The sequence below is a fragment of the Chryseobacterium ginsenosidimutans genome, from assembly GCF_024807225.1.
Classification (GTDB): domain Bacteria; phylum Bacteroidota; class Bacteroidia; order Flavobacteriales; family Weeksellaceae; genus Chryseobacterium; species Chryseobacterium ginsenosidimutans.
Genome location: NZ_JANUCO010000001.1, coordinates 1,146,302 through 1,170,870, shown reverse-complemented (window position 1 = coordinate 1,170,870; position 24,569 = coordinate 1,146,302). Strand labels below are relative to the sequence as shown.

The 24,569-nt window shown below is 35.0% G+C and carries 24 protein-coding genes, 1 tRNA gene and 2 pseudogenes; 22 read left to right on the top strand and 5 right to left on the bottom strand.

The features are described 5' to 3' along the window. Position 1: 1 nt before the first annotated feature. The 4 genes and pseudogenes from J3D55_RS05690 to mce form a co-directional block, all read right to left on the bottom strand. Positions 2 to 712 (bottom strand): polysaccharide biosynthesis/export family protein, encoded by a 711-nt coding sequence (locus tag J3D55_RS05690; RefSeq protein WP_259128968.1) that lies wholly within the window; start codon positions 710 to 712, stop codon positions 2 to 4. A gap of 291 nt (positions 713 to 1,003) precedes the next feature. After that, a pseudogene (locus J3D55_RS22490) lies at positions 1,004 to 2,912 on the bottom strand (polysaccharide biosynthesis protein). A 453-nt stretch (positions 2,913 to 3,365) separates the two neighbouring features. After that, positions 3,366 to 3,439, bottom strand: a tRNA-Ile gene (locus J3D55_RS05680). A gap of 62 nt (positions 3,440 to 3,501) precedes the next feature. Beyond that, positions 3,502 to 3,900 carry a methylmalonyl-CoA epimerase gene (gene mce / locus J3D55_RS05675; RefSeq protein ID WP_259128967.1) on the bottom strand — a complete coding sequence of 133 codons (399 nt, stop codon included), beginning with the start codon at positions 3,898 to 3,900 and terminating at the stop codon, positions 3,502 to 3,504. A 91-nt stretch (positions 3,901 to 3,991) separates the two neighbouring features. Between mce and rbfA the strand changes: the two genes are divergently transcribed. From rbfA to J3D55_RS05640, 8 genes are all read left to right on the top strand, one after another. Then, positions 3,992 to 4,351 carry a 30S ribosome-binding factor RbfA gene (rbfA, locus tag J3D55_RS05670; RefSeq protein WP_259128965.1) on the top strand — a complete coding sequence of 120 codons (360 nt, stop codon included), beginning with the start codon at positions 3,992 to 3,994 and terminating at the stop codon, positions 4,349 to 4,351. A 3-nt stretch (positions 4,352 to 4,354) separates the two neighbouring features. After that, on the top strand, positions 4,355 to 5,560 hold the full coding sequence (locus J3D55_RS05665; RefSeq protein WP_259128962.1) for an ABC transporter permease: 1,206 nt from the start codon (positions 4,355 to 4,357) through the stop codon (positions 5,558 to 5,560). Positions 5,561 to 5,608: 48 nt separating this feature from the next. Continuing rightward, positions 5,609 to 7,417 (top strand): endonuclease, encoded by a 1,809-nt coding sequence (locus J3D55_RS05660; RefSeq protein ID WP_259128961.1) that lies wholly within the window; start codon positions 5,609 to 5,611, stop codon positions 7,415 to 7,417. Positions 7,418 to 7,479: 62 nt separating this feature from the next. Further along, positions 7,480 to 8,217: a shikimate dehydrogenase family protein gene (locus J3D55_RS05655; protein WP_259128955.1), complete on the top strand. Its 738-nt coding sequence runs from the start codon at positions 7,480 to 7,482 to the stop codon at positions 8,215 to 8,217. Positions 8,218 to 8,291: 74 nt separating this feature from the next. After that, a complete protein-coding gene (locus J3D55_RS05650; RefSeq protein ID WP_259128930.1) occupies positions 8,292 to 10,097 on the top strand; it encodes a DUF349 domain-containing protein in 1,806 nt (601 codons plus the stop codon). Positions 10,098 to 10,158: 61 nt separating this feature from the next. Then, positions 10,159 to 11,178, top strand: coding sequence for a bifunctional diaminohydroxyphosphoribosylaminopyrimidine deaminase/5-amino-6-(5-phosphoribosylamino)uracil reductase RibD (gene ribD / locus J3D55_RS05645; RefSeq protein ID WP_259128928.1), 1,020 nt, complete (start codon positions 10,159 to 10,161; stop codon positions 11,176 to 11,178). Between the two features lie 491 nt (positions 11,179 to 11,669). Further along, positions 11,670 to 11,852: a bacteriocin-like protein gene (locus tag J3D55_RS22665; RefSeq protein WP_445432965.1), complete on the top strand. Its 183-nt coding sequence runs from the start codon at positions 11,670 to 11,672 to the stop codon at positions 11,850 to 11,852. A gap of 144 nt (positions 11,853 to 11,996) precedes the next feature. Further along, on the top strand, positions 11,997 to 12,602 hold the full coding sequence (locus tag J3D55_RS05640) for an IMPACT family protein (RefSeq protein ID WP_259128907.1): 606 nt from the start codon (positions 11,997 to 11,999) through the stop codon (positions 12,600 to 12,602). On the opposite strand, the gene J3D55_RS05635 is transcribed toward J3D55_RS05640, so the two are convergent. Beyond that, positions 12,599 to 13,309, bottom strand: a complete 711-nt coding sequence (locus J3D55_RS05635) for a zinc metallopeptidase (RefSeq protein WP_259128906.1) — start codon at positions 13,307 to 13,309, stop codon at positions 12,599 to 12,601. The genes J3D55_RS05640 and J3D55_RS05635 overlap by 4 nt on opposite strands. A 104-nt stretch (positions 13,310 to 13,413) precedes the next feature. Between J3D55_RS05635 and J3D55_RS05630 the strand changes: the two genes are divergently transcribed. The 14 genes and pseudogenes from J3D55_RS05630 (at position 13,414) to nuoK (ending at position 24,567) form a co-directional block, all read left to right on the top strand. Beyond that, complete coding sequence (locus J3D55_RS05630; RefSeq protein ID WP_259128905.1) at positions 13,414 to 14,547, top strand: GNAT family N-acetyltransferase; 1,134 nt, start codon at positions 13,414 to 13,416, stop codon at positions 14,545 to 14,547. Between the two features lie 250 nt (positions 14,548 to 14,797). Next, positions 14,798 to 14,941, top strand: coding sequence for a T9SS type A sorting domain-containing protein (locus tag J3D55_RS05625; protein WP_510185688.1), 144 nt, complete (start codon positions 14,798 to 14,800; stop codon positions 14,939 to 14,941). 115 nt (positions 14,942 to 15,056) lie between these two features. Next, positions 15,057 to 15,428, top strand: a complete 372-nt coding sequence (locus tag J3D55_RS05620; RefSeq protein ID WP_259128894.1) for an NADH-quinone oxidoreductase subunit A — start codon at positions 15,057 to 15,059, stop codon at positions 15,426 to 15,428. A gap of 101 nt (positions 15,429 to 15,529) precedes the next feature. After that, positions 15,530 to 16,090 (top strand): NADH-quinone oxidoreductase subunit B, encoded by a 561-nt coding sequence (locus J3D55_RS05615; protein WP_047397471.1) that lies wholly within the window; start codon positions 15,530 to 15,532, stop codon positions 16,088 to 16,090. A 4-nt stretch (positions 16,091 to 16,094) separates the two neighbouring features. After that, on the top strand, positions 16,095 to 16,589 hold the full coding sequence (locus J3D55_RS05610; RefSeq protein ID WP_259128892.1) for an NADH-quinone oxidoreductase subunit C: 495 nt from the start codon (positions 16,095 to 16,097) through the stop codon (positions 16,587 to 16,589). Between the two features lie 67 nt (positions 16,590 to 16,656). Then, the gene (locus J3D55_RS05605; RefSeq protein WP_259128890.1) at positions 16,657 to 17,880 is read left to right on the top strand and encodes an NADH-quinone oxidoreductase subunit D; all 1,224 of its coding nucleotides are present in this window, start codon (positions 16,657 to 16,659) and stop codon (positions 17,878 to 17,880) included. A gap of 104 nt (positions 17,881 to 17,984) precedes the next feature. Continuing rightward, entirely contained in the window at positions 17,985 to 18,494 is a 510-nt protein-coding gene (locus tag J3D55_RS05600; protein WP_259128878.1) for an NADH-quinone oxidoreductase subunit NuoE family protein, read from the top strand. A gap of 87 nt (positions 18,495 to 18,581) precedes the next feature. Further along, the gene (gene nuoF / locus J3D55_RS05595; protein ID WP_259128876.1) at positions 18,582 to 19,940 is read left to right on the top strand and encodes an NADH-quinone oxidoreductase subunit NuoF; all 1,359 of its coding nucleotides are present in this window, start codon (positions 18,582 to 18,584) and stop codon (positions 19,938 to 19,940) included. Between the two features lies 1 nt (position 19,941). After that, a complete protein-coding gene (locus tag J3D55_RS05590; RefSeq protein WP_259128874.1) occupies positions 19,942 to 20,823 on the top strand; it encodes a hypothetical protein in 882 nt (293 codons plus the stop codon). 43 nt (positions 20,824 to 20,866) lie between these two features. Continuing rightward, positions 20,867 to 21,866: pseudogene (locus J3D55_RS05585) on the top strand (NADH-quinone oxidoreductase subunit G). A gap of 94 nt (positions 21,867 to 21,960) precedes the next feature. Further along, complete coding sequence (gene nuoH / locus J3D55_RS05580) at positions 21,961 to 23,025, top strand: NADH-quinone oxidoreductase subunit NuoH (protein WP_259128872.1); 1,065 nt, start codon at positions 21,961 to 21,963, stop codon at positions 23,023 to 23,025. A gap of 153 nt (positions 23,026 to 23,178) precedes the next feature. Continuing rightward, positions 23,179 to 23,736: a NuoI/complex I 23 kDa subunit family protein gene (locus tag J3D55_RS05575; protein WP_259128871.1), complete on the top strand. Its 558-nt coding sequence runs from the start codon at positions 23,179 to 23,181 to the stop codon at positions 23,734 to 23,736. Continuing rightward, positions 23,736 to 24,233, top strand: coding sequence for an NADH-quinone oxidoreductase subunit J family protein (locus J3D55_RS05570; protein WP_259128869.1), 498 nt, complete (start codon positions 23,736 to 23,738; stop codon positions 24,231 to 24,233). The genes J3D55_RS05575 and J3D55_RS05570 overlap by 1 nt, the downstream gene beginning before the upstream one ends. A gap of 4 nt (positions 24,234 to 24,237) precedes the next feature. Then, on the top strand, positions 24,238 to 24,567 hold the full coding sequence (gene nuoK, locus J3D55_RS05565; RefSeq protein WP_034730724.1) for an NADH-quinone oxidoreductase subunit NuoK: 330 nt from the start codon (positions 24,238 to 24,240) through the stop codon (positions 24,565 to 24,567). Positions 24,568 to 24,569 lie beyond the last annotated feature (2 nt).

Genomic DNA, 24,569 nt, shown 5'->3' with positions numbered 1-24,569 from the left:
TTTATTTTCGTGTTAACGCAATAATAAGGGTTCCTGCCGTTAATAATGCCCCAATAATCTGGAACGTAAGAGCTCTATTCGGATTAGTGTTTGCCAGAACTTGTTTGTTTTTATCCGGCTGTACATATAATATGTCGTTTTGCTTCATGTAATAATAAGGCGAACTAACGATATCGGATCTGGTAAGATCAATTTGAACAATTTGGTCAACCCCATCGTCTCCTGTACGGATAAGCTTCACATTTGTACGATCTCCATAATCCGTCATATCACCCGCCAAACCTAATGCCTGAAAGATATTAATCTTTTGGGAAACGCTTTCCTTCTGCCCAGGATTTTTTACTTCTCCTAAAATACTTACATTGAAGTTTTTCAGGGTAATTGTAACCATAGGGTCAGTAAGATACCTTTTTAATCGAGCCTCCAGATCTTGTTTTAGTTGTATCTGAGTCATTCCTTTAGCATATACATTTCCTATTACCGGAAAATATATATTTCCTTCTTCATTTACCAAATATTCACTTGGCTGTACATATTGGTTTATTCCTGCGTTAGATTCGCTTCCTACCTTATTTACTGTATTAAGATTGAAAGGTTTTACGGCAATTTCATCCAATGCAGAAACAAGAATGAGAAGTACATCCCCTTCCTGAATATGCAAACCCTGAAACTTTGCCATGTTAACTTCCTCTGTCATGTCATGTTTTGACATATATACCATATTCTGCTTCGGCCTACATGAAAGTAAAATAACTGATAACAGTATTATATATGTAATAATAGTTTTCTTCATATTCGATTTATCACCTGAAAGTTAGGCTCAATTTATTATTATATAAGAGTACAGTAAAAATAGTATTCTTTAAATTGTAAAAAATATTTTAATTAGCAATTTTCGTTCCGATTAATAAATAAATACCACAAGAATTATATTTAACATAGGATTTAACATAATATTAAAATTGCTTTTTCCTAAGTTTTTAATTGGGGTTTATTTACTTATTTATTGTGACACTTGTAGTTCTGGGGTTTTATCCAGGATTTCAAATTCCGAATTATTGCTTAAAAATTCGGGCACAATTATTTTTAAAATTTTAACAACATGAAAACTATCTTTTTGCTGAGCAGCTCTCACAATCTGCTCAAATAAAATTTCTATCTCCTCAAATTCCATCACCTCATCTCTTGAAATCATTATTTTTTCATGAAATGTTGGAATTGTAGTAGAATTATCTGTTAAAAGTTCTTCATAAAGTTTTTCACCAGGTCTTAAGCCAACAAAATCAATTTTGATATCAACATCCGGTGTATATCCAGATAATTTTATCATCTTTTTTGCCAGATCTAGTATTTTTACAGGTTTACCCATATCAAAAACATATATCTCACCTCCTCTTCCCATCGATCCCGCTTGCAGTACCAATTCACAAGCTTCGGAGATGGTCATAAAATAACGTATGATTTCCGGGTGAGTTATGGTAACGGGACCTCCTTTTTCGATCTGCCTTCTGAAATGCGGTATTACAGAGCCGTTGGAGCCTAAAACATTTCCAAAACGCGTTGTAATAAATTTTGTATTGGTATCCGGCAAGTTTTGTAATGATTGTACAAAAAGTTCAGCAGCCCGTTTAGAAGCTCCCATTACGTTGGTCGGGTTCACCGCTTTGTCTGTAGATATCATTACAAAGTGATTAACTTTGTATTGTCTAGACAATAAAGCTAAGTTTTTAGTCCCTTTAATATTTACTAAAATAGCTGCATGCGGATTATCTTCTATCAAAGGAACATGTTTGTATGCCGCGGCATGATAAACTATTGAAAATCTATAATCTTCAAATAACTTTTCTAATCTGTTATTATTAGAAATATCTGCCAGTACAAATTTGAAATTTTGATTGGGGAATCTTTCCAGCAACTCAAGTTTCAATTCATATAAAGGAGATTCTGCCTGATCTATAATCACAATAAGCGATGGACTTAACTGGGCAACCTGCCTCACAATCTCACTTCCTATAGAAACCGGCTCCTCCGGTTATTAAAACACTTTTATTATAATGATGTCTCGTCACTTCTTCACTTTCCATTTTTATAGGAGAGCGGTTTAGCAAATCTTCAATTTGAAGGGGGCGGATATTTCCCACAATATTGTCTGCCGTTATTTTACCTTTTAATACTTTCAATCCATTATCTAATGCAAAGGTAGTCCATGCTTCCATTTCTGATTTCTTAATCGTATCCTTGATTAAGATTGCATCAAACAGACTTGTTAAAGTATGGCTTTTATAGTGTATTTTTCTATTATAAATTTTATAGCCAAGCAACATTGCTTTTCTACAATCCAACCTTGCGCTAAAAAATCCCGCCAACTGATATGCATGATTAGGATTATGAATAATTGCGTTGGCTAACATCACTGAATCGTCTTCTATACCAACAACAGCAACTTTTATTTTGGATGAAATATCTTTACCTTTATACTTCAAAACCATGCTGAAAAACTGTTTGGTAGACATTCTGAAAAAAAACATCAGAAAAACAGAGACGAAAAAAACAAAGAAAATAACCGGATATACGTAGATTGATTTACCAAAGATCAGACCTGATATAAAGCTTACCCCCAAAAGTACAATAAGAGTACCCCCTGAAGACCAGACAATTTTAAAAAAATCAAAAAAAGTAGAATATCTTATAATTCCTGCATATGTTTTGAAAAGGAACATAAAAAGAATATTGACACATATAATTCCAAAAATTTTTTCATCATAATACTCCGGAAAATTAATTTTCACATTCAGAGTTTGTAAAAAGAAATAGGAAAGTAAAATTGAAAAAAAAATGATTGCAATATCAACAAAAAAAATTAACCACCTAGGCACATATCTTAGCTCCTTGATTTTAAAAGCATTCTCCATACTACAAATAAACTATATTATTTTATTAGTTTAAATCAACACTTGGTGTATTTTATTATGCAAATATAATAATTTATAATATATTTTTCTATTCTCATATGTTAATATATATAAATTAAGTGATGAAAATTATCATCTTTTTACCCTTAAAGTCTAAACTTTTCTTTTAGACATTCAACTAGCAGTGATTATTTTTTAAGAGTCTGTTTAATTTTTTTGTAAACATTTTCCAACATTAACTAGTTAAGATTTTAAGGGTTGATATTAAAAAAAAGTGATTGACATCTCCAGTTTTGTGATCACAAAATCATTTAATTTTTATTTTAAAATAGAACCCACATCATTATAAACTCAATCCAGCAAGGTTTTTGCGGGAAAGTTTAAGCGTATATTTCAGTGTTGCGATTTTTAGAAATAAAAAAGCCCCATAAACAGGGGCTTGAGTTTTTGTAGTGGTCCCACCTGGGCTCGAACCAGGGACCACCTGATTATGAGTCAGGTGCTCTAACCAACTGAGCTATAGGACCTCAAAATTTGGTTAAATTTTGTGATTGCAAAAATAGCAAAATTTCTTTCACTACAAAACTTTTTATTGCTTTTCTTGACAAAGTTCTACCAGTACCCCATTCGTTGATTTAGGGTGTAGGAAGACAACTAATTTATTATCAGCGCCTTCTTTCGGTTCTTCGGAAATAAACTGAAATCCTTCTTTTTTTAATCTTTCAATCTCTTCAAGGATATTTTCTACCCCAAAAGCCAAATGATGAATGCCTTCTCCCTTTTTATCGATGAATTTTGAGATCGGGCTATCTTCTTTACTTGCTTCCAGAAGCTCAATTTTGCTTTCTCCAGTGGCATAAAATGAAGTTACCACTCCTTCCCTTTCCACAGATTCTTTTTTGTAAGATTCTTTTCCTAAAAGTTTTGTAAAAAGCTCGTCAGAAACGCCCAAAGATTTCACGGCAATACCGATATGTTCTAATTTCATAAAATATTTAAATAAATTAAGTTGTAAATTTGATACAGCGACCAAATTTCAAAGTATCAATTCAAACAAAAGTACTAAATTTGCAGAAATTATGGAAAGTAACAGACAAAGAAAAGTAGCTCAGATTATTCAGGAAGACTTCGCAGAGCTTTTCCGCAAGCAGGCTTCAGAAAGCAAGCAGAGCATTTTGGTATCGGTTTCAGATGTGAAAATATCTGCAGATCTTAGTATTGCCAAAATTTATTTAAGCATATTTCCGCAGGAACATCGTAAAGCTGTGATGAAAGAAATTGAAGAAAATAGAGCGCAATACAGAAATTTCATCGGTCAGAAAATGGCAAAACAGGTACGTGTAATTCCTAATCTTAATTTTTATTTGGATACCGCTCTTGATGATGTTGAAAAATTAGAAAAAGAATTAAGAGGAGAAGGCGACAATCCTATTTTATAGAACTTGAAAAACATTGCATTTTACATAGCTTCACGATACCTTTTAGCAAAAAAAGGGAGTACTGCCGTCACGTTTATTACGTGGTTGGCTGTGGGAGCGATGACGGTTGCCGTTACTGCAATGTTTGTCATTATTTCCGTTTTTTCGGGGCTTGAAGACCTTAATAAAGATTTAATTTCTAATCTTCATGCGGATCTTACGATTAAAAGTACTTCCGGAAAAACGTTGAAAGATTTTAATAAAATTAATGCTGTTCTTAAAAATAATAAAGAAATCAGCAGTTTTTCAAGGGTAATTGAGGAGAAAATTTACGTCAGTTATAACGGAAAAGGCGATATTGCTTATTTAAGAGGTGTTGATTCAGCCTATACAAAGGTAAATCCTATTAACAAGGATGTTTTCTACGGATCTTATCCTACCTTCAAATATTCTAATGAAGCGTTGATGGAAAACTCTCTGGACAACAGATTATCGGTTCCTGTTTCTTCAAACAGCGATTACGCAACCATCTTCATGCCTAAACCGGGAACGGGAATCATTAATAAAGAAGAAGATATTTATAACAAAAAAGACATTTTGGTGACGGGAGTTTTCCCGGGAAAAGATCAATTGGATAATTACATCATTACTCCAATCGAACTGACGGAAGAGCTCTTAAATTTACCCAAACATTCTGCTTATCAAATTGTTGTTAAATTAAAAAATTCGGATAATACAGATTCCGTAAAACAACAACTGCTTTCTTCTCTTGGTAAAAATATTGAGATTAAAACGAAAGAAGAAGAAAATGCAGCATTCTGGAAGATGATTAATACCGAAAAATTATTTATCTATTTAATTTTTGCTTTGGTAATTTTCATTACGACTTTCAATTTGGCGGGTGCGATTATTATTTTACAATTAGACAAAAAAGAACAGGCAAAATCTCTTATTTCATTAGGTTTTCCTTTAAGCCATTTAAGACAAATCTATTTTTATACAGGAATTCTCATTGTCGTTTTAGGGGTAATTTCAGGCTTGATTCTTGGAACGGCACTTTGCTATTTCCAGCAATACTCAGAATTTTTCAAAGCCAATGAAACGTTACCTTTTCCTGTAAAAATTGTAGGTAAAAACTACCTTACTGTAGCGATCACCGCATCTGTTTTTGGGATCGGTATTTCATGGGTATTTTCAAAAATAAGCAAGGAGTATATTACTAAAAATTAACACTATAGGCTTTCATTTTTTCGTACCTTTGCGTCCCAATTTTTAAAAATGAAACGTACTCTACTCTCTTTTTTAATGAGTTTTGCCTTTATCAGTGCATTTGCTCAGATTCCTACGGGATATTACGACTCGACTGCAGGTCTTTCGGGAGCTGCTTTAAAAACTCAACTTAAACAAATTATTACGGCTGGTCATGTTGATCATGGTTATAATGGTTTATGGACTGGTTACCAAACGACTGACCGCGATAATATTGCCGGAATTTCAGGATATGAAAACGACAATACAATCTTAGATATGTACTCTGAAAATCCCAATGGTACAGATCCTTACACATTCACTTACGGATCAAACCAATGTGGAAGTTACAGCGGTGAGGGAGATTGCTACAACAGAGAACATGTTGTTCCTCAAAGTTTGTTTAATGAGCAATTCCCAATGAAATCGGACATCAATTTTATCCGTCCTACTGATGGAAAAGTAAATGGGATGAGATCAAACTATCCATACGGAAAAGTAGGCTCAACATCTTACACTTCTCAAAACGGATCAAAATTAGGAACATCTGTTTCTGCAGGATATTCAGGAACAGTTTTTGAGCCGATTGATGCTTTCAAAGGAGATATCGCAAGAATGATCTTTTATTTTGTAACAAGATATGAAACTCAGCTTTCAGGATTCGACTCCGGAGATATGCTTGGAAGTTCAGCCTTCCCGGGATTACAGACTTGGGAACTTAATCAATTATTGGCTTGGAGCGCGTTAGACCCGGTTTCTCCTGCTGAGATTGCTAGAAATAATGCATCTTACGTTTACCAAGGAAACAGAAATCCATATATTGATCACCCGGAATATGTTGCTCAGATCTGGGGAACTCCGGTAGTTGACACTCAAGCTCCTACTGCTGCTACAAATTTGGCAACAAGCAATCCTACATCAAATTCAATTTCATTAAGCTGGACAGCCGCTACTGATAATATCGGTGTAGCAGGTTACGATATTTATGTAAACGGAGTTTTTTATTCTACCGTTTCAGGAACTACTGCAACCGTATCCGGATTAAATCCGTCTGCAACTTATAATTTCTATATTATTGCTAAAGATGCAGCAGGAAACCCATCTCCACAAAGTAATACAGCAACAGGAACTACGCTTGCAGGGCAACCTGGAGGAGGAGGAAGTTGTGGTACAGAGGATTTCTCTACTATTCCACCAAGTGCTACAAGCTACGCAACTCAGACATGGACAAACAATAATATCACATGGATTGCAACAGATGCAAGAACAGATCAAAATATAAATGGTACAGGAAATAAGGCAATTACAATCAGAAACGGAAATCTTACCAGCAGTTCTATTTCGGGAGGAATCCAAAGTCTTACCGTAACAGCACAGTTAAAATTCACAGGTAGCGACAGCAGTTTAAATGTTGAAATTAATGGCGTTGTGGTAGGAACAATACCTTACACTGCAACAACTTTAGCACCAGTTACAATCAACAATATTAATGTAAGCGGAAATGTTGTTATCAAACTTATAAATCCGGTTTCAGGAAACAGAGTTGCCATCGACGATCTAAGCTGGACTTGTTTCAGTACATTAGGAACTGCAGAAACTACGAAAGATAAATCTGGTTTCAAAGTGTATCCTAATCCTATTAAAAACAACGAATTATTTGTAAAAGGTGAAAACTTAAGCAAAATTTCAAAAGCTCAGATCTATGATTTCTCAGGAAAATTAATTGAGACGATTGAAAACCCTTTCAAAAACTCTAATAAAATCAACCTTAAAGGATTGGTAAAAGGAAATTACATCCTTAAAACAGATTCTTTCTCTACAAAATTCATCGTAGACTAAGACTTAAAAAATATTTCATAGTAAAGGCCGGTTTTTTCCGGTCTTTTTTTTATTTTTATAGTATGGATTCTAATAAAAAACTAGGGTTGGTCGGAAGAAACATTTCCTACTCTTTTTCGAAAAAATTCTTTGAAGACAAATTTCAAAAGCTAATGTTAAAAGGCTATTCTTACAACATTTTTGATCTTAACGAAATTAATGAAGTTGAAAATCTACTTTCCACTCCGGATCTTCTGGGCTTCAATGTAACGATTCCTTACAAAGAAAAAATCATTGATTATTTAGACGCTTTAAGCGACGAAGCCGAAAAAATAGGTGCGGTAAATTGTGTTCTCATTCAAAACGGAAAAAAAACAGGTTATAATACAGACGCTTTCGGTTTTGAAAAAACATTGCTTCTCCATAAAAAGCCACATCAAAATTCTGCTTTGATTTTAGGAAGCGGAGGTGCTGCAAAAGCTGTAAAATATGTTTTAGATAAACATGGAATTTCTTCTATTACAGTTTCCAGAAACTCGGAAACCAATTTCGAGAATCTGGATCAGGAAACGGTAGAAAACCATCAACTTATTATCCAATGTACTCCGGTCGGAACCTTCCCGAATGTTGAAGATTGTCTTAATTTTCCGTTTGAAGGAATCTCTAAAGATCATTTAATTATAGATTTAATTTACAACCCAAATTACACCCAATTCATTATTAAAGCCTCAGAAAAAGGAGCCAAAACAGTGAACGGATATTACATGTTGGAACAGCAGGCAGAAAAAGCTTGGGAAATTTGGAATTTTCAAAAAAAATAACATAAATTAGTACTTTATTTGGCTTTTTAGCTATATTTAGAGGATATTAATGCCACTCACATAAACGATTTGCTATGACTACAGAAAACAATCTTTCTGAAAACGAAGAAATGAAAAATTCTAACGAAGTATCTCCAGAAGAAACATCAGAAAATACCGTACCCACCGATGAAAAAGTACACGATGGGGAAGCCGATCATGAAGAAGAGCATGTAGATACAGATATCACTTTAGCGGATGCTTTGAAGGAAATGGAGAGAATCATCAACACGGCAAATGCGGGTGAAGACTTCAAAAAATTCAATCTGTTAAAAGAAAAAGCAAGTCATTTTATTCATGATGAAGTGGAAGATAAAAAACATGAATACGCAGATGCAGGAAACGCTTCTGAAAATTTCAGCTATGAACATCCTTCTCAGGCTAGGTTTTCTGCTTTGGTGAATATCTTCAGAGAAAAACACGACAATTACCAAAAAGGTCAGGAAGAAGAGCAAAAGAAAAATCTGGATCACCGTCAGAATATTATTGAAAGGCTTAAAAATTTGTATACCAACTCTGAACCTGGAACCAATCTTTTTAAATCTATTCGTGATATAAAGGAAGAGTGGTCGAATGCAGGACAGGTTGCAAAATCTGAATTCAAAATTCTTAACAATAATTATTTCCACCATTTGAATCAGTTTTATCAGATGTTGGATCTTAACAAAGAATTTCTGGAGCAGGAATACAGCCATAATCTTGAAAAAAGACAACACATCATCGAGCGTGCAAAACAGCTTGAACATGAGCCTGTCATTCAAAAAGCGTTAAACGAACTTCAATATCTTCATAAGTTGTGGAAAGAAGAAGCAGAACCTGTTTCAGAAGAATTCCGTGAAAAGACTTGGGAAGAGTTTAAAGAAATTTCAAACAAAATTCACGAGAGAAAATCTGAACTTTCTGCAGCCATCGAAACGGAGCAGAATGCCAATCTTGAAAAGAAAAATCAGATTATCGCTGAAATTAAAAAACTGACTGAACCTTCTGAAAATCCAAACCACAATTATTGGCAGACCTCGATAAGAAGAGTGGAAGATCTTCGTTCAGAATTCTTAAAAACAGGAAGCGTACCAAGAAAACTTTCCAACCAAAACTGGAATGATTTTAAAACCATTTTAAGAAGTTTCAATACGACAAAAAATACCTATTATAAATCTTTAAAAGGTTCTCAGCAAGCTAATCTGGATGAAAAATTAAAATTAATTCAGACTGCTCAAGATAATGCGGGCAATGAAGAATGGGATATTGCGGTTCCGTTGTTCAAAAAACTTCAGGAAGACTGGAAAAAAATCGGGCACGTTCCAAAGAGCATGACGAATAAAATCTGGGACGAATTCCGTGATGCTTGTAACGCTTTCTTCAACAATTACAGAGAAAAAAGCAATGCTTCTAATGATAACTGGAAAGAAAATTATAAGAACAAAAAAGTAATTCTTGATGATCTGAAAACTGTTACCGACGAAGAAGGAAGTATCGAAAGAATTGAAGCAATTAAAACAGCTTGGAACAATATTGGAAAAGTACCTAGAGATAAAATTTCAATTAACACAGAATTCAACAAAACGTTGAGAGAAAAATTGAAATTAAACAAAATCAATGAGTTAGAGCTTAAAGAAGAAGGTTTATCTGAAAATCAATTAACTGATAAAGCAAGAAAAATCAAGAGCCAAATCTCTGATCTTGAAGGTGAAATTGTGAAATTGGAAAACAATTTGGCGTTCTTCAAAAACCCGTCAAGAGAAAACGCTCTGTTGAGAGACACCTTCAATACGATCGACGAGAAAAAAGCTCATTTGGAAACTTTAAAACAAAATCTTCACAGCATTATTGCCGGAGAATAAAATAATTTAAAAAATCTAAAAAGGCGGAGCAAAGCAATTTGTCTTCGCTTTTTTCTTTCCTATGCAAGACGAATTTTACATAAAAAGATGCATCGAACTGGCTCAAAAAGCTATTGGTAAAACATATCCGAATCCTTTGGTAGGAAGCGTGATCGTTCATAACGGAGAAATAATTGGTGAAGGGTATCATCATAAAGCCGGAGAAAATCATGCAGAAATCAATGCGATTAATTCGGTTAAAGATAAAAGCCTGATTCCGGAATCTACGATCTATGTTTCTCTGGAACCTTGCGCTCATTACGGAAAAACTCCGCCGTGTGCTTTAAAAATTAAAGAACTGGGATTCAAAAAAGTGGTGATCGGTGCGATGGATTCTCATGATAAAGTAAACGGAAAAGGCAAAAAAATAATTCAGGATTCAGGAATTGAAGCGGTTTCTGGAGTGTTGGAAAACGAATGTATTGAATTAAACAAAAGATTTTTCACGTACCACGAAAAGAAAAGACCTTATATTATTTTGAAATGGGCAGAATCCGGAGATGGATTTTTAGATAAAGATTTTAAACCTACTTCTATTTCAAATTCTTTGGTCAATCAATTTGTACATCAGTTAAGAGCCGATGAACACGCTATTTTAGTAGGAACACAAACCGCTTTGAACGACAACCCGAGTTTAAATGTAAGAAATGTAGAAGGAACAAATCCTGTAAGGATTTTAATTGATTTTGATTTGAAAGTTCCGCGTGATTTCAACATTTATAATAAGGATGCGAAAACGCTTGTTTTTAATTCCGTTAAAGAAGAAATTCAGGACAATATTCAATTTATTAAAATAGAAAAAGAAAACTTTTTATCTGATTTAATGGATGTTTTATATAAAGAACAAATTCAGTCTGTCATTATTGAAGGCGGAAGATTTACTTTGCAGGAATTCATTAATGCCAATTTTTGGGACGAAGCGATTATTATTAAAAATGAAAACCTGAAGCTGGTAAATGGAACAAAAGCTCCGGAATTTGAATTCATTCCTGTTAAAAATGAAAGTTTCAGAGATAATACTATTTTATTTTTTAAACATTAAAAATCACTTTTATATAAGAGCCTATTTAAATTTTATATTACAAATTTTTATAACCTTATTTGAAATATGGGTTTTATATATTTTGAAACTGAAAGCTTTGTATTGAAAGACTTAAGATCTTTTCAAACAGAATACGCTATTTTTTTTAACGCAAAGATTATATTTACATTACGCATTATTTTTAGAAGGCAAAGGCAAATAAAATTTGCTTCGCGAAGCGTGAAAACGACGCTTCATCAAATCAACTTGTTGATTCATCTTTGCTCACTTAAATTTAATTAATATTGAATTAAAACTTTGCGTTAAAAAATGAGCAGTAAATTTTAAAATGTTTGAATCAAATTTAAACAGACTCTAAGCTAAAAAGAGTCTGAAATAGGTTCTTTTATTGTTTATTCAACTTTACACTATATTATTTTATCCATTTTTAAATTTTAAGTTAAAATAATTCACTAACTTGGTAATTATCAAATCAAACTAAATATCCAACCATGAAAAATTTAAAAAAATTATCAAAATCAGAATTGAAGTCAATTCAAGGAGCAGCACAAGCTTGTTACTATTTAGCAAACGGAACATTGTATTGCCCGTGCAAACCCGGATATTATAAATGTCCCGATGGATCTTGCCGTCAAAATCAAAACTTATGTTTTCTTATAGATCCGATCTCATAAATTAAAAGGCGGAAACGCTTTCTTTTGTTTGAGTAGAAAATATTCAACAGAAAATCATACAAATGCCGTCTTTCGACGGTATTTTTCATTAATACCCATAGAGATTGTAAAGCATTTTATACATTTGCAAACCAAAGCCGGATTATGACGTTTGAATACAAAACCATAGAAAAACCCATAGAAAATACTTTATTAAAAGAAAAAGGAAGCAAGTTCATCGGATTTGCTTTCCCCGTCAATAATGAAGAAGATCTCAAAAATGCATTGGAAAAAGTAAGAACCGAGCATCCGAAAGCAACGCATCATTGTTATGCTTTCAGAATGGGTTTAAATGGTGAGAATTATCGTGCAAACGACGACGGAGAGCCTTCCGGAAGTGCGGGTTTACCAATTTATAATCAATTGCTGGCTCACGAAATTACAAATGTTCTGGTAATTTCTGTTCGTTATTACGGCGGAACAAAACTGGGTGTTTCCGGTTTGGTGAAAGCTTATAAAGAATGTGCAAAAATAACGTTGGAAGAAGCCAATATCATTACAAAAGAACTGGAAACCGTGATTGAGATTCAGTTTAATTTTAATCAACAAAATACCATTTTCACATTGCTTTCAAAATATGATGCAAAAGTTCTGAATTTTGATGCTGATGAAAACTGTATTCTCACTGCTTCTTTAAAACTGGTTCAAAAAGAAAACATCTCAGAAAAACTTTCAGAGATGCAGCATATTTCTTTTGAATTTAAAGACTAACTTCTTCTTCCTCCCATCAACAAAGATGCCCAGTAAAGCAGTTGTGCGAGAGATCCGATTGCAGCAACCACATACGTTCTGGCTGCCCATTTCAGACTGTCCTGAACTCCTACAAATTCTTCAGAAGTTACCGTTCCGGTATCTTTTAACCATTTCATGGCTCTGTTACTCGCGTCATATTCCACAGGAAGCGTAATAAATGCGAAAAGAGTGGTGAATGAAAACATCAAAACTCCGATTGCCAATACGATTGTATTTCCATTAGGATCGTGTATCGTTCTGGTTGCCGCCATAATCAAAATTCCTGCAATAAGCACGAATTGCATTAAATTGGAACTGACATCCACAACAGGAACCAATTTCGAACGAAGCTGAAGCATCGAATATCCTACTGCATGTTGTACAGCGTGACCACATTCATGTGCCGCAACTGCCGCAGAAGCTGCATTTCTCTGCATATAAACCGACTCTGAAAGATTTACCGTTTTATCGGAAGGATTGTAATGATCGCTTAATTGTCCGGGAACAGAAATTACCTGAACATCATTAATCCCATTATCTCTCAACATTTTTTCTGCTATTTCTTTTCCTGAAAGCCCATTTTTGAGGTGTACTTTGGAATAAAATTCGAATTTGGATTTCAATTTCCATGAAACATACCAGCTCACGATCATTGAAATTATAATAATTATATAATAACCACCCATTTTTTCTATTTACATTTATGAATAATTTACTATCCAAGGTGTAAAAACTGTGCCAAAGTATTACATTTTATTTTATATTTGCTATTAAATTACCTCATAAATCTATGTCTACAGTTTCAATCCTTGAAGTAAAAAACCCAAGCGAATTAAAACAATTTGTAAGGTTTCCGATGGATCTTTATAAAAATAATCCTTATTACGTTCCTTCTTTTATTAAAGATGAAATAAATGTTTGGGATCCGAAAGAAAATCCTGCATTAAGCTATTGTGAAGCCAAACAGTTTATTGCCAAAAAAGACAACAAAATTGTAGGCAGAATCGCTGTAATTATCAATCATAAAGAAGAAAAAGAACTCGGTATAAAAAAGGTTCGTTTCGGCTGGATCGACTTTATTGATGATAAAGAAGTCTCTAAAGCATTGATCGATACGGTGATCAACTATGCAAAAGAGCATCAGATAGAGAAAATTGAAGGACCAATGGGTTTTACCAATCTTGATAAAGCAGGAATGCTGACTTTCGGTTTTCAAAAAATCGCGACAATGATCGGGATCTATAATCACGAATATTACCCACAACATATTGAAAGTCTGGGACTGGTAAAAGAAAAAGAATGGGTAGAATTCGAAATGAATTTCCCTAAAATTTTACCTCCAAGAGTAGAAAAATTCAGCAAATTGATTGCCGAGAAATATAAATTAAGAGTTCTTAAATTCAACAACAAAGAGGAGATTTTACCTTATGTGGAGCCGATGTTTAAGCTGCTTGATGAAACTTATAAGACGCTTTCTACCTACACTCCTATTTCGAAAGAGCAAATACAAACCTACCGAGAAAAATTTTTCCCGCTGATTGCAAAAAATTATGTAATCTGTGTAGTTGATGAAAACGATGAATTGGTTTCTTTCGCCATTACAATGCCTTCATACTCAAAAGCTTTACAAAAATCGAAAGGAAAACTTTTACCTTTTGGTTGGTGGCATTTTATGCAGGCTGAAAGAAAAAATGACCGTGCTAATTTTTATCTGATCGGTATTCACCCTGAATATCAGAGACGTGGCGTAACAGCGGTTATTTTTAAAGAAATCTATGAACGCTTCACAAGTATGGGTATCGAGTTTGCCGAAACAAATCCTGAATTGGAAGAGAATAAAAGCGTTCAGGTTCTTTGGCAAGATTACAATCCTACAAATCATAAACGAAGAAGAACGTATTCGTTAACTATAAATAATGAGTAATTGGTCATGAGTAATTTTTTACTCAAAATAATACAATAAAATACTCAAACGCTAACACTCAAAAATGAAGCCGCACCTCATAATTTTCGCTATTTTAATTGCTGGATTTATCGTTTACAATCTGTTTTTCAAAATTGCAGACGACAGAATGAATACTATTGTTAATATCTTATATGCAAGTATTCTTTTTGCCTATATTTCATTTATGGGATTTTCTCTGCTTAAAAAAATGAAGAAATAAGGGAAATTCATTAATTCTGCAAAAAACAATATCATGTATCAGACAGATATTGAAAGCTTAGATATTTCCGGTATTTCGAACGGAAACTACTTATTGACGGTAAGTACAAAAAAAGGGGAAACATATACCAAAAAAATAATTATCAATAGCTAATTTTTACTGATTCTAAATTACCTATTTTCCTCATTTTAATTCCACTTTTAAGCTTATTAATTTCATGCTTTCTTGTTTATTCGCTAAATTTGCAAATTGAGATAATAATGCAAAAATGAATTTACCTGAAAGTTATATTCCAATCCTATTACAAGCAGGTGTTGCGATAGCATTCGTAGCTGTTTCTTTGCTTGGAGCGCATTTTTTAGGTCCAAAACAGAAAAAAGGAGATTCTGTGAAAAACCAAAGCTGGGAATGTGGAGTCCCAGTAGAAGGAAATGCAAGAACGCCGTTTTCCATTAAATACTTTTTGACTGCGGTATTATTCGTACTATTCGATATTGAAATCGTATTTTTTTATCCTTATGCTGTAAACTTCAGAGAATTCGGAATGGAAGGATTCTTGGCAGTATTGATGTTCGTGGCGATTTTCTTCATGGCATTTTTCTATGTCTGGAAGCGTGGCGCACTAGATTGGGATAAATAAAAATTTTAAATTAAAAATTATAAATTTTAGATGATGATTTTGAATTAAAGTTAACATTAACAACAATTTAGAATCTAATTTAAAATCTAAAATCTACTAAAATGTCAGATAACAAACCAGTAATAAGAACAGATGCACCTGCTCCGGAAGGATTTGAAGGAGAAGGGTTTTTCGCAACGAAACTGAGCAGTGTAATCGGGATGGCAAGAAAGTTCTCACTTTGGCCGTTACCTTTTGCAACCTCTTGTTGTGGTATCGAGTTTATGGCTACCCTGAACCCCACTTATGATGCTTCGAGATTTGGTATGGAAAGAAACTCTTTCTCGCCAAGACAAGCAGATATGTTGATGGTTTGCGGAACTATATCTAAGAAATTAGGACCTGTCCTAAAAGAAGTTTACACTCAGATGGCAGAACCAAAATGGGTGGTTGCAGTTGGAGCTTGTGCTTCCAGCGGTGGTATTTTTGATACCTATTCAGTATTACAAGGAATTGATAAAATTATCCCGGTAGACGTTTACGTTCCAGGATGTCCTCCTAGACCGGAGCAGATTATCGAAGGTGTAATGCAGGTTCAGGCTTTGGCAGAAAGCGAAAGCATCAGAAGAAGAGATATGCCTGAATACCAAAAATTATTAGATTCTTACAACATAAGCAACTAACGGAATGACGAACGAATTTGTATTAGAAGCAATCACGAGAGAATTTCCGGAGTCTGTAATTTCTAGTTCAGAGCCTTATGAAATGTTGACGATCGAAGTGAAGAAAGAAGATATTAAGAAGATTATTCATTATCTTAGAGATTCATCGTTGGAATTTAATTTTCTTACAGACATTTGTGGAATCCATTACCCGGAATTTCCGGACAAGGAAATAGGCGTTGTTTATCACTTGCATAATATGATGGCTAATTTCAGATTGCGTCTTAAAATCTTTATGTCCAGAGAAAATATCGAGGTTGATTCTCTTGTAGAATTATTCGCAGGAGCCAACTGGATGGAAAGAGAAACTTTTGATTTCTACGGAATCAAATTTAAAGGACATCCTGATCTTAGAGCTATTTTAAATATGGAAGATCTTGGATATCACCCAATGTTGAAGGAGTATCGTCTTGAAGATGGCACAAGAACAGACAAGAACGATAGCATGTTCGGAAGATAAAAAATATAAATGATTAATGATGATTGATTAATACTCAATTATCGCTTATCAATATCAATTATATATTATGAAAGATAACTCATTATCTAATATACTAAACCAATACGAAAGTAAGGAGCAGATTGACGGTCAGTTATACACCCTCAATTTAGGACCCACTCACCCTGCAACGCACGGGATTTTCCAGAATATCTTAACGATGGATGGAGAAAGAATCCTTCACGCAGAGCAGACTGTAGGGTACATCCACAGAGCATTTGAAAAGATTTCCGAAAGAAGAAATTATTCTCAGATCACTACCCTTACCGACCGTATGAATTACTGTTCTGCACCGATCAACAATTTAGGTTGGCACATGACAGTTGAGAAACTAATTGGTGTTAAAGTTCCTAAACGTGTAGATTATATGCGTGTAATTTTAATGGAATTAGCAAGAATCGGTGACCACCTTATTTGTAATGGGGTAACCGGGATGGATGCAGGAGCGATTACAGGTCTTACCTATATGTTTATCGAAAGAGAACGTATTTATGATATGTACGAGCAGATTTGCGGAGCGAGAATGACAACCAATATGGGAAGAATCGGAGGTTTTGAAAGAGATTTCACACCAAAGTTCCATGAGTTATTAAAGGATTTTCTTAAAACTTTCCCGGCAAGATTCAAAGAATTCGGTACTTTATTAGAAAGAAACAGAATTTTTATGGATAGAACCATCGGAGCAGGAGCAATCTCTGCAGAAAGAGCATTAAGCTATGGTTTCACAGGTCCCAATTTACGTGCAGCAGGGGTAGATTATGATGTAAGAGTTGCACAACCCTATTCTTCTTACGAAGATTTCGACTTTATTATTCCGGTAGGAACTGCAGGTGACACGTACGACCGTTTCATGGTTCGTCAGCAGGAAATCTGGGAATCTCTTAAAATTATCAATCAAGCATACGACAATCTTCCAGAAGGGCCATTCCACGCGGATGTTCCTGATTTCTATTTACCAGAAAAAGCTGATGTTTACAGCAAAATGGAAGCATTGATTTACCATTTCAAAATTGTAATGGGAGAAACCGAAGTACCGAAAGGCGAAGTGTATCATCCTGTAGAAGGTGGAAACGGAGAATTAGGTTTCTATTTGGTGAGTGATGGTGGAAGAAGTCCTTACAGACTACACTTCAGAAGACCATGTTTTATCTACTACCAAGCTTATCCTGAGATGATTACAGGTTCTGTGATCTCTGATGCGATTGTAACGATGTGTAGTATGAATATTATTGCGGGAGAATTAGACGCATAAAAAGAAGACGTCAGACATCATATTTAAGATGTTAGACTCTTCGCTTTATATATAAATTTAAAATCTGATGTCTGAAATCTGGCATCTGAAATCTTAGATAAAAAATGAGCGAAACAATAGCTTTTAAACCGGAAAGTTTAGCACAGGTACATAAAATTATGTCGAGATATCCTGAAGGCAGACAAAAATCTGCTCTTCTTCCTGTTCTACACATAGCACAGAAAGAATTCGGAGGATGGTTAGACGTTCCAGTGATGGATTATGTTGCAGAATTATTGAGTATTAAGCCAATTGAAGTATATGAAGTAGCTACTTTCTATACCATGTTCAATATGAAACCGGTTGGTAAATATGTCTTGGAAGTTTGCAGAACCGGACCTTGTATGGTTTGCGGAAGCGAAAAAATCCTGGATCATATCAGAACTAAACTGAACATCAAGGACGGACAAACTACGGAAGACGGAATGTTCACATTAAAGCCGGCTGAATGTCTTGGAGCTTGTGGATATGCACCAATGATGCAGTTAGGAAAATTCTTTCATGAAAATTTAACGATAGAAAAAGTTGACGAAATCCTGGATCTTTGCAGAGAAGGACAAGTTGATTTGGGCTAAATAAATTTTAAACTAATTAAAAAAGGCGCAAAGCTCTTACACTAAGCCTGTCGAAGTGTAGAAGTCATTCGCTAAAAGCATATAACAATGAGTAAAAAACTTTTACTTAAAGACGCACATATAGAAGGTATCCGCTACTTTGAAACATACCGTAAACAGGGAGGTTACACTGCAGCTGAAAAAGCCTTGAAAATGACACCCGAAGAAATCTTGGAAGAAGTAAAAGCTTCCGGACTTCGTGGTCGTGGTGGAGCAGGATTCCCGACTGGGATGAAATGGAGTTTTCTGGCAAAACCGGAAGGCGTACCAAGACACTTGGTAGTGAATGCCGATGAATCTGAACCGGGAACTTTCAAAGACAGATATCTGATGGAGTTTCTTCCTCATTTATTAATCGAAGGAATGCTTATTTCATCGTATACTTTAGGTTCAAATGTTTCTTATATCTACATCCGTGGAGAATATTCTTGGATTCCTGATATTTTGGAAGAAGCGATTGAAGAAGCTAAAGCAGCAGGATTTTTAGGTAAAAATATTTTAGGAACAGGTTTCGATTGCGAAATTTATGTTCAAAGAGGTGGTGGAGCATATATCTGTGGTGAAGAAACTGCATTGCTTGAATCTCTTGAAGGTAAAAGAGGAAATCCGAGACTAAAACCACCATTCCCAGCTGTAAAAGGACTTTGGGAAAGACCAACAGTTGTAAATAACGTTGAATCTATCGCGGCAATCGTTCCAATTATTGATATTACAGGAGCTGAATACGCAAAAATCGGGGTGGGAAGATCTACAGGTACAAAATTAATTTCTGCCTGTGGAAACATCAACAAACCCGGAGTTTATGAAATCGATATGACCATTACGGTTGAAGAATTCATTTACTCTGAAGAATATTGCGGAGGTATTCCAAACGGTAAAAAGCTTAAAGCTTGTATTCCGGGAGGTAGCTCTGTTCCGATCGTTCCTGCTAATTTATTATTAAGAACAGTAAACGGAGAACCAAGATACATGAATTATGAATCATTGGCAGACGGTGGTTTTGCTACCGGAACAATGATGGGTTCAGGAGGTTTCATCGTTTTAGATGAAGACCAGTGTATCGTAGATCATACCATGACTTTAGCGAGATTTTACAATCACGAAAGTTGCGGACAATGTACTCCTTGCCGTGAAGGAACGGGATGGATGTACAAGATTTTAAAGAAAATCGAGAAAGGAGAAGGTAAAATGGAAGACATCGATCTTCTTTGGGATATCCAGAGAAAAATTGAAGGAAATACCATTTGTCCGTTAGGTGATGCAGCGGCTTGGCCAGTTGCAGCAGCGATTCGTCACTTCAGAGATGAATTCGAATGGCACATCAAAAACCCTGAATTGTCTCAGACACAAAATTACGGATTAGCACATTATGCAGATCCAATCCCTGCAGTAGAGAATAATGCTTAGAATGAAAAAATTATTGGCAATCGGCTTAATGATATCAGGTTTTGCTTTTGGACAAGTAAAAAAAGATACATTAGAAAAAGAATATAAGCTGGAGGTAACTCCTTATAAAGCTGAAAAGAAAGAAAAACCTTTACCATTGAGCAAAAAAGGTCAGGTATTCGTTTTTTATGGTTGGAACAGAGGTGCTTTCAGTAATTCTGATATCCACTTTACAGGAAACGGTTACGATTTTCAGTTGAATAATGTAGCTTCAAAAGATAAACAAACAAAATTCGGAATTGTTTATTTTGATCCGAGTTGGTTTACCGTAACGCAGTATAATTTCAGATTGGGATATTTTATTAAAGATAATCTGGCGATTGTTTTAGGAATAGACCACATGAAATATGTAATGAAACAAAACCAGACGGTTGATTTTTCAGGATATATTTCAGATCCTAAATATGCAGGAATGGTACAAAACGGACAGGTAAATTTAGCCGATGAACAGTTTCTTACTTTTGAGCATACAGACGGACTTAATTATGAAAACTTAGGTCTTGAGAAATATAAAAATCTTATTCATAAGAAAAATATAGATTTAGTATGGTCTTATGGAGCCGGAATCGGAGTAATGTTCCCGAAAAGTAATATCAGGCTTTTTGGAAACGAAAGAAGCGACCGTTTTCACGTTGCAGGTATGGGAACCGATCTTAGATCCAGTCTTAACTTAGTTTTCTGGAAAAACTGGATGGTAAGAGTGGAAGGAAAAGCAGGATATATTAACATGTGGGATATTAAAACTACATTAAATAATAAACCTGATAAAGCTCGTCAGGATTTTGTTTTCGGACAAGTCCTTGCAGGAATCGGATATACATTTAACACGAAGAAGTATAATTAAAATATAGCTTACCGCCTAAAAGCATAAGCGAAAAGCATAGAATATGAGCGAAGAGGTTAAAAAATTCACAATAACTATAGACGGACAGACTACCGAAGTTTTGCCAGGTACTTCTATTTTGGAGGCTGCAAGACAAATTGGTGGAAAATCTGTTCCTCCTGCAATGTGCTATTACAGCAAACTGGAAACCAGTGGAGGAAGATGTAGAAACTTGCTTAGTAGAAGTTTCTAAAGGGTCTGAAGCAGATCCTCGCCCTATGCCAAAATTAGTTGCAAGCTGCAGAACTAATGTGATGGACGGAATGGAAGTAAAAAATCTTACTTCTGATAAAGCTCAGGAAGGCAGAAAAGCCGTTACCGAGTTTTTGTTGGTTAATCACCCGTTAGATTGCCCTGTTTGTGATCAGGCAGGAGAATGTCATCTTCAGGATCTTGGTTATGAGCACGGAAATCTTCAGACAAGAACTGAGTTTGAAAGAAATACATATGAAGCAGACGATCTTGGTCCGAACATTAAATTGAACATGAACCGTTGTATTCTTTGTGCAAGATGCGTATTGACTGCGAATCAGCTTACAAATACAAGAGAACACGGAATTTTGTTCAGAGGAGATCACGCGGAAATTTCTACGTATTTAAATAAAGCTTTAGATAACGATTTTATCGGAAATATTATCGATGTTTGTCCTGTGGGAGCATTAACAGACAGAACTTCGCGTTTTGCAAGCAGAGTTTGGTTCACAAAACCAATGAACGCTTCTTGTAAATGTGATAAATGTTCCGGAAAAGCTACCGTTTGGATGAAAGGTGACGAAGTTTCAAGAGTTACAGCCAGAAAAGACCAATGGGGAGAAGTGGAAGAGTTTATCTGTGATACTTGCCGTTTCAAAAGAAAATCATTGTCAGACTGGAACATCGAAGGTCCTAGACACATCGACAGACATTCAGTTATTTCATTGAACCACTACGAAAAACCAAAGGATGAGCTAAGAGTTTTAGACAATCCGATGGCTAAAGAAATCAGTGAAAAAGACGAAAAATAATTTTAATCTTTAAGACATGAGATTTCAGACATTAGACAACAGATTTAAAATCTGATATCTAGCATCTGACATCTAGTATCTAAATAAATAAAAAATGGATTTACTTACATTTAAACTTATACTTGTACTAGCGCTTTTCTTGCTTTCGTTGACGATTGCAGCCTACTCTACTTGGGCAGAAAGAAAAGTTGCCTCTATCATGCAGGATAGAATTGGTCCCAACAGAGCCGGACCTTTCGGATTGCTGCAGCCTCTTGCTGACGGTGGAAAGTTTTTCTTTAAAGAAGATTTTACACCTGCCAATGCAGAAAGATTTCTTTTCGTATTGGGACCGGCTTTGGTAATGTTTATTTCATTAATTACAGGAGCGGTTATTCCTTGGGGTAAAAGTTTAAATTTTGGTGGAGTTTCTTACGATCTACAGGTTGCCAACATTGATGTCGGAGTACTTTTCATCATCGGAATGGCTTCCATCGGTGTCTACGGAATCATGATCGGAGGTTGGGCTTCGAACAACAAATATTCATTATTAGGAGCAATCCGTGCTTCTTCTCAGATGATTTCTTACGAATTGGCGATGGGATTAGCTTTACTTTCTATCATTATGATGACGGGAAGTTTAGATTTAAAACAAATCACAGAAAGCCAGACAACAGGGAAATTATGGGGCGTAATTCCTTGGATTTCCGGGATGAACTGGAATATTTTCTACCAACCGATTGCCTTCCTTGTTTTCTTTGTAGCAGCTTTAGCAGAAACCAACAGACACCCTTTCGATTTACCAGAATGTGAATCTGAATTGGTAACAGGATATTCTACAGAATATTCTTCAATGAAGTTGGGATTATATATGTTTGGTGAATACGTAAACATGTTTATTTCTAATGCATTCATGGTGGTTCTTTTCTTCGGAGGTTATAATTATCCGGGAATTGAATGGGTAACTCAGCATTGGGGTGAAAACACTGCAGGAATCTTGAGTGTCGTAGCATTTTTATCTAAAACAATAATCGGAATTTTGATCTTTATGTGGATCAGATGGACGCTACCGAGATTCAGATACGATCAATTGATGCACTTGGGTTGGAAAACCTTAATTCCGATGGCATTGGTAAACTTATTAGTTACAGGTGCTGTAATTTTAGCTTTTGGAAACTAGGAAATTGAAATTTGAAAATGAGCTGATTTAATAATTAATGATAAAATCAAAGCTTTATCTTTAACATCTCATTATTCAGAAATAAATATTAATTAAGATAACAGACAGGATTAGTCTAAAATCTAACGTCTAACATCTAACATCTATAATTAAATGAAACTTACGAACAGATCAAAAGTTGTTTCCAACAAAGAAATGACCCTTGCTGAAAAAATCTACTTACCTGCGATCTTTACAGGAATGGGGATTACATTTAAGCATGCTGTAAGAACCGTGATAAAAGGTGCTCCCGCAGTATATTCGTATCCGGAAGTACAGAAACCTAGAGCAGAAATCTGGAGAGGTCAGCACGTTTTGAAGAGAGACGAGGAAGGCAGAGAAAGATGTACCGCTTGCGGACTTTGTGCGGTCGCATGTCCTGCAGAAGCAATTACGATGACGGCTTCCGAAAGAACCAAGGAAGAAAAAGATCTTTACAGAGAAGAAAAATACGCTTCGGTATATGAAATCAATATGCTAAGATGTATTTTCTGCGGTATGTGTGAAGAGGCTTGTCCGAAATCTGCGATCTATCTTACAGACAGATTGGTAGACGTAGAGACCAACAGAGGTTCTTTCATCTACGGAAAAGATAAGTTGGTAGAAAAAATAAATCAAAGGATTGATATTACAGAAAGACAATCCGAGAAACAAAAAAATGCGGTAAAATAATGGATCAGTTTTTATTTTTCTTGGTGGCGTTTTTAGCAGTGGCAAGTGCGGTGTATTTTGTATTCGCCAGAAATCCTTTGTATGCTATTTTGTCATTAATTGTTACGATGTTTTCTATTGCGGGCATGTATATTCTTCTGAATGCACAATTCCTTGCGATTATTCAGATTATTGTTTACGCCGGAGCGATCATGGTATTATTCCTTTATATCTTAATGATGCTTAACCTTAATAAACAAGACGAAAGTAAGAAGAGCAATACTTTAAAAATTACTGGAGTTCTTACAGCTTGTCTTTTATTAATTGGTGTTTTAGGCGTATTCAGAGGAGTAAGTGATAACCAAATTGTCTTAGAAAATGTAGACAAAGGAGTTGGTCTTACGAAAAATCTGGGTAGACTTTTGTTTAACGAATATGTTTTGCCGTTTGAGCTTGCATCCATCCTTATTTTGGCAGGTATTGTAGGTGCGGTATTAATCGGTAAAAAAGATTTATAAAATTATGGGAGAAGTAAATACATTTATACAAAGCGTCCCTCTGAATTATTTCATCATGCTTTCTTCAGTATTGTTCTGTCTGGGAGTATTGGGAGTATTGCTGAGAAAAAACGCTATTGTTATTTTGGGTTGTGTAGAGCTTATGCTGAATTCTGTAAACCTTTTATTGGCTGCTTTTTCAGCGTACAAAGGTAACGGCGACGGACAACTTTTAGTTTTCTTCATTATGGTGGTTGCAGCTGCAGAAGTAGCGGTAGGTTTGGCAATTATTGCCATGCTTTATAGAAATACCCGTTCTGTGGATGTAAGTATATTTAATAAATTAAGAGGATAAGA

What these genes read in the sequence shown, in the direction of transcription:
- J3D55_RS05690 (WP_259128968.1), bottom strand. Translation starts at nt 712, where the DNA reads ATGTCAAAACATGACATGACAGAGGAAGTTAACATGGCAAAGTTTCAG.
- mce (WP_259128967.1), bottom strand. Translation starts at nt 3,900, where the DNA reads ATGAAATTAGAACATATCGGTATTGCCGTGAAATCTTTGGGCGTTTCT.
- rbfA (WP_259128965.1), top strand. Translation starts at nt 3,992, where the DNA reads ATGGAAAGTAACAGACAAAGAAAAGTAGCTCAGATTATTCAGGAAGAC.
- J3D55_RS05660 (WP_259128961.1), top strand. Translation starts at nt 5,609, where the DNA reads ATGAAACGTACTCTACTCTCTTTTTTAATGAGTTTTGCCTTTATCAGT.
- J3D55_RS05655 (WP_259128955.1), top strand. Translation starts at nt 7,480, where the DNA reads ATGGATTCTAATAAAAAACTAGGGTTGGTCGGAAGAAACATTTCCTAC.
- J3D55_RS05650 (WP_259128930.1), top strand. Translation starts at nt 8,292, where the DNA reads ATGACTACAGAAAACAATCTTTCTGAAAACGAAGAAATGAAAAATTCT.
- ribD (WP_259128928.1), top strand. Translation starts at nt 10,159, where the DNA reads ATGCAAGACGAATTTTACATAAAAAGATGCATCGAACTGGCTCAAAAA.
- J3D55_RS22665 (WP_445432965.1), top strand. Translation starts at nt 11,670, where the DNA reads ATGAAAAATTTAAAAAAATTATCAAAATCAGAATTGAAGTCAATTCAA.
- J3D55_RS05640 (WP_259128907.1), top strand. Translation starts at nt 11,997, where the DNA reads ATGACGTTTGAATACAAAACCATAGAAAAACCCATAGAAAATACTTTA.
- J3D55_RS05635 (WP_259128906.1), bottom strand. Translation starts at nt 13,309, where the DNA reads ATGGGTGGTTATTATATAATTATTATAATTTCAATGATCGTGAGCTGG.
- J3D55_RS05630 (WP_259128905.1), top strand. Translation starts at nt 13,414, where the DNA reads ATGTCTACAGTTTCAATCCTTGAAGTAAAAAACCCAAGCGAATTAAAA.
- J3D55_RS05620 (WP_259128894.1), top strand. Translation starts at nt 15,057, where the DNA reads ATGAATTTACCTGAAAGTTATATTCCAATCCTATTACAAGCAGGTGTT.
- J3D55_RS05615 (WP_047397471.1), top strand. Translation starts at nt 15,530, where the DNA reads ATGTCAGATAACAAACCAGTAATAAGAACAGATGCACCTGCTCCGGAA.
- J3D55_RS05610 (WP_259128892.1), top strand. Translation starts at nt 16,095, where the DNA reads ATGACGAACGAATTTGTATTAGAAGCAATCACGAGAGAATTTCCGGAG.
- J3D55_RS05605 (WP_259128890.1), top strand. Translation starts at nt 16,657, where the DNA reads ATGAAAGATAACTCATTATCTAATATACTAAACCAATACGAAAGTAAG.
- J3D55_RS05600 (WP_259128878.1), top strand. Translation starts at nt 17,985, where the DNA reads ATGAGCGAAACAATAGCTTTTAAACCGGAAAGTTTAGCACAGGTACAT.
- nuoF (WP_259128876.1), top strand. Translation starts at nt 18,582, where the DNA reads ATGAGTAAAAAACTTTTACTTAAAGACGCACATATAGAAGGTATCCGC.
- J3D55_RS05590 (WP_259128874.1), top strand. Translation starts at nt 19,942, where the DNA reads ATGAAAAAATTATTGGCAATCGGCTTAATGATATCAGGTTTTGCTTTT.
- nuoH (WP_259128872.1), top strand. Translation starts at nt 21,961, where the DNA reads ATGGATTTACTTACATTTAAACTTATACTTGTACTAGCGCTTTTCTTG.
- J3D55_RS05575 (WP_259128871.1), top strand. Translation starts at nt 23,179, where the DNA reads ATGAAACTTACGAACAGATCAAAAGTTGTTTCCAACAAAGAAATGACC.
- J3D55_RS05570 (WP_259128869.1), top strand. Translation starts at nt 23,736, where the DNA reads ATGGATCAGTTTTTATTTTTCTTGGTGGCGTTTTTAGCAGTGGCAAGT.
- nuoK (WP_034730724.1), top strand. Translation starts at nt 24,238, where the DNA reads ATGGGAGAAGTAAATACATTTATACAAAGCGTCCCTCTGAATTATTTC.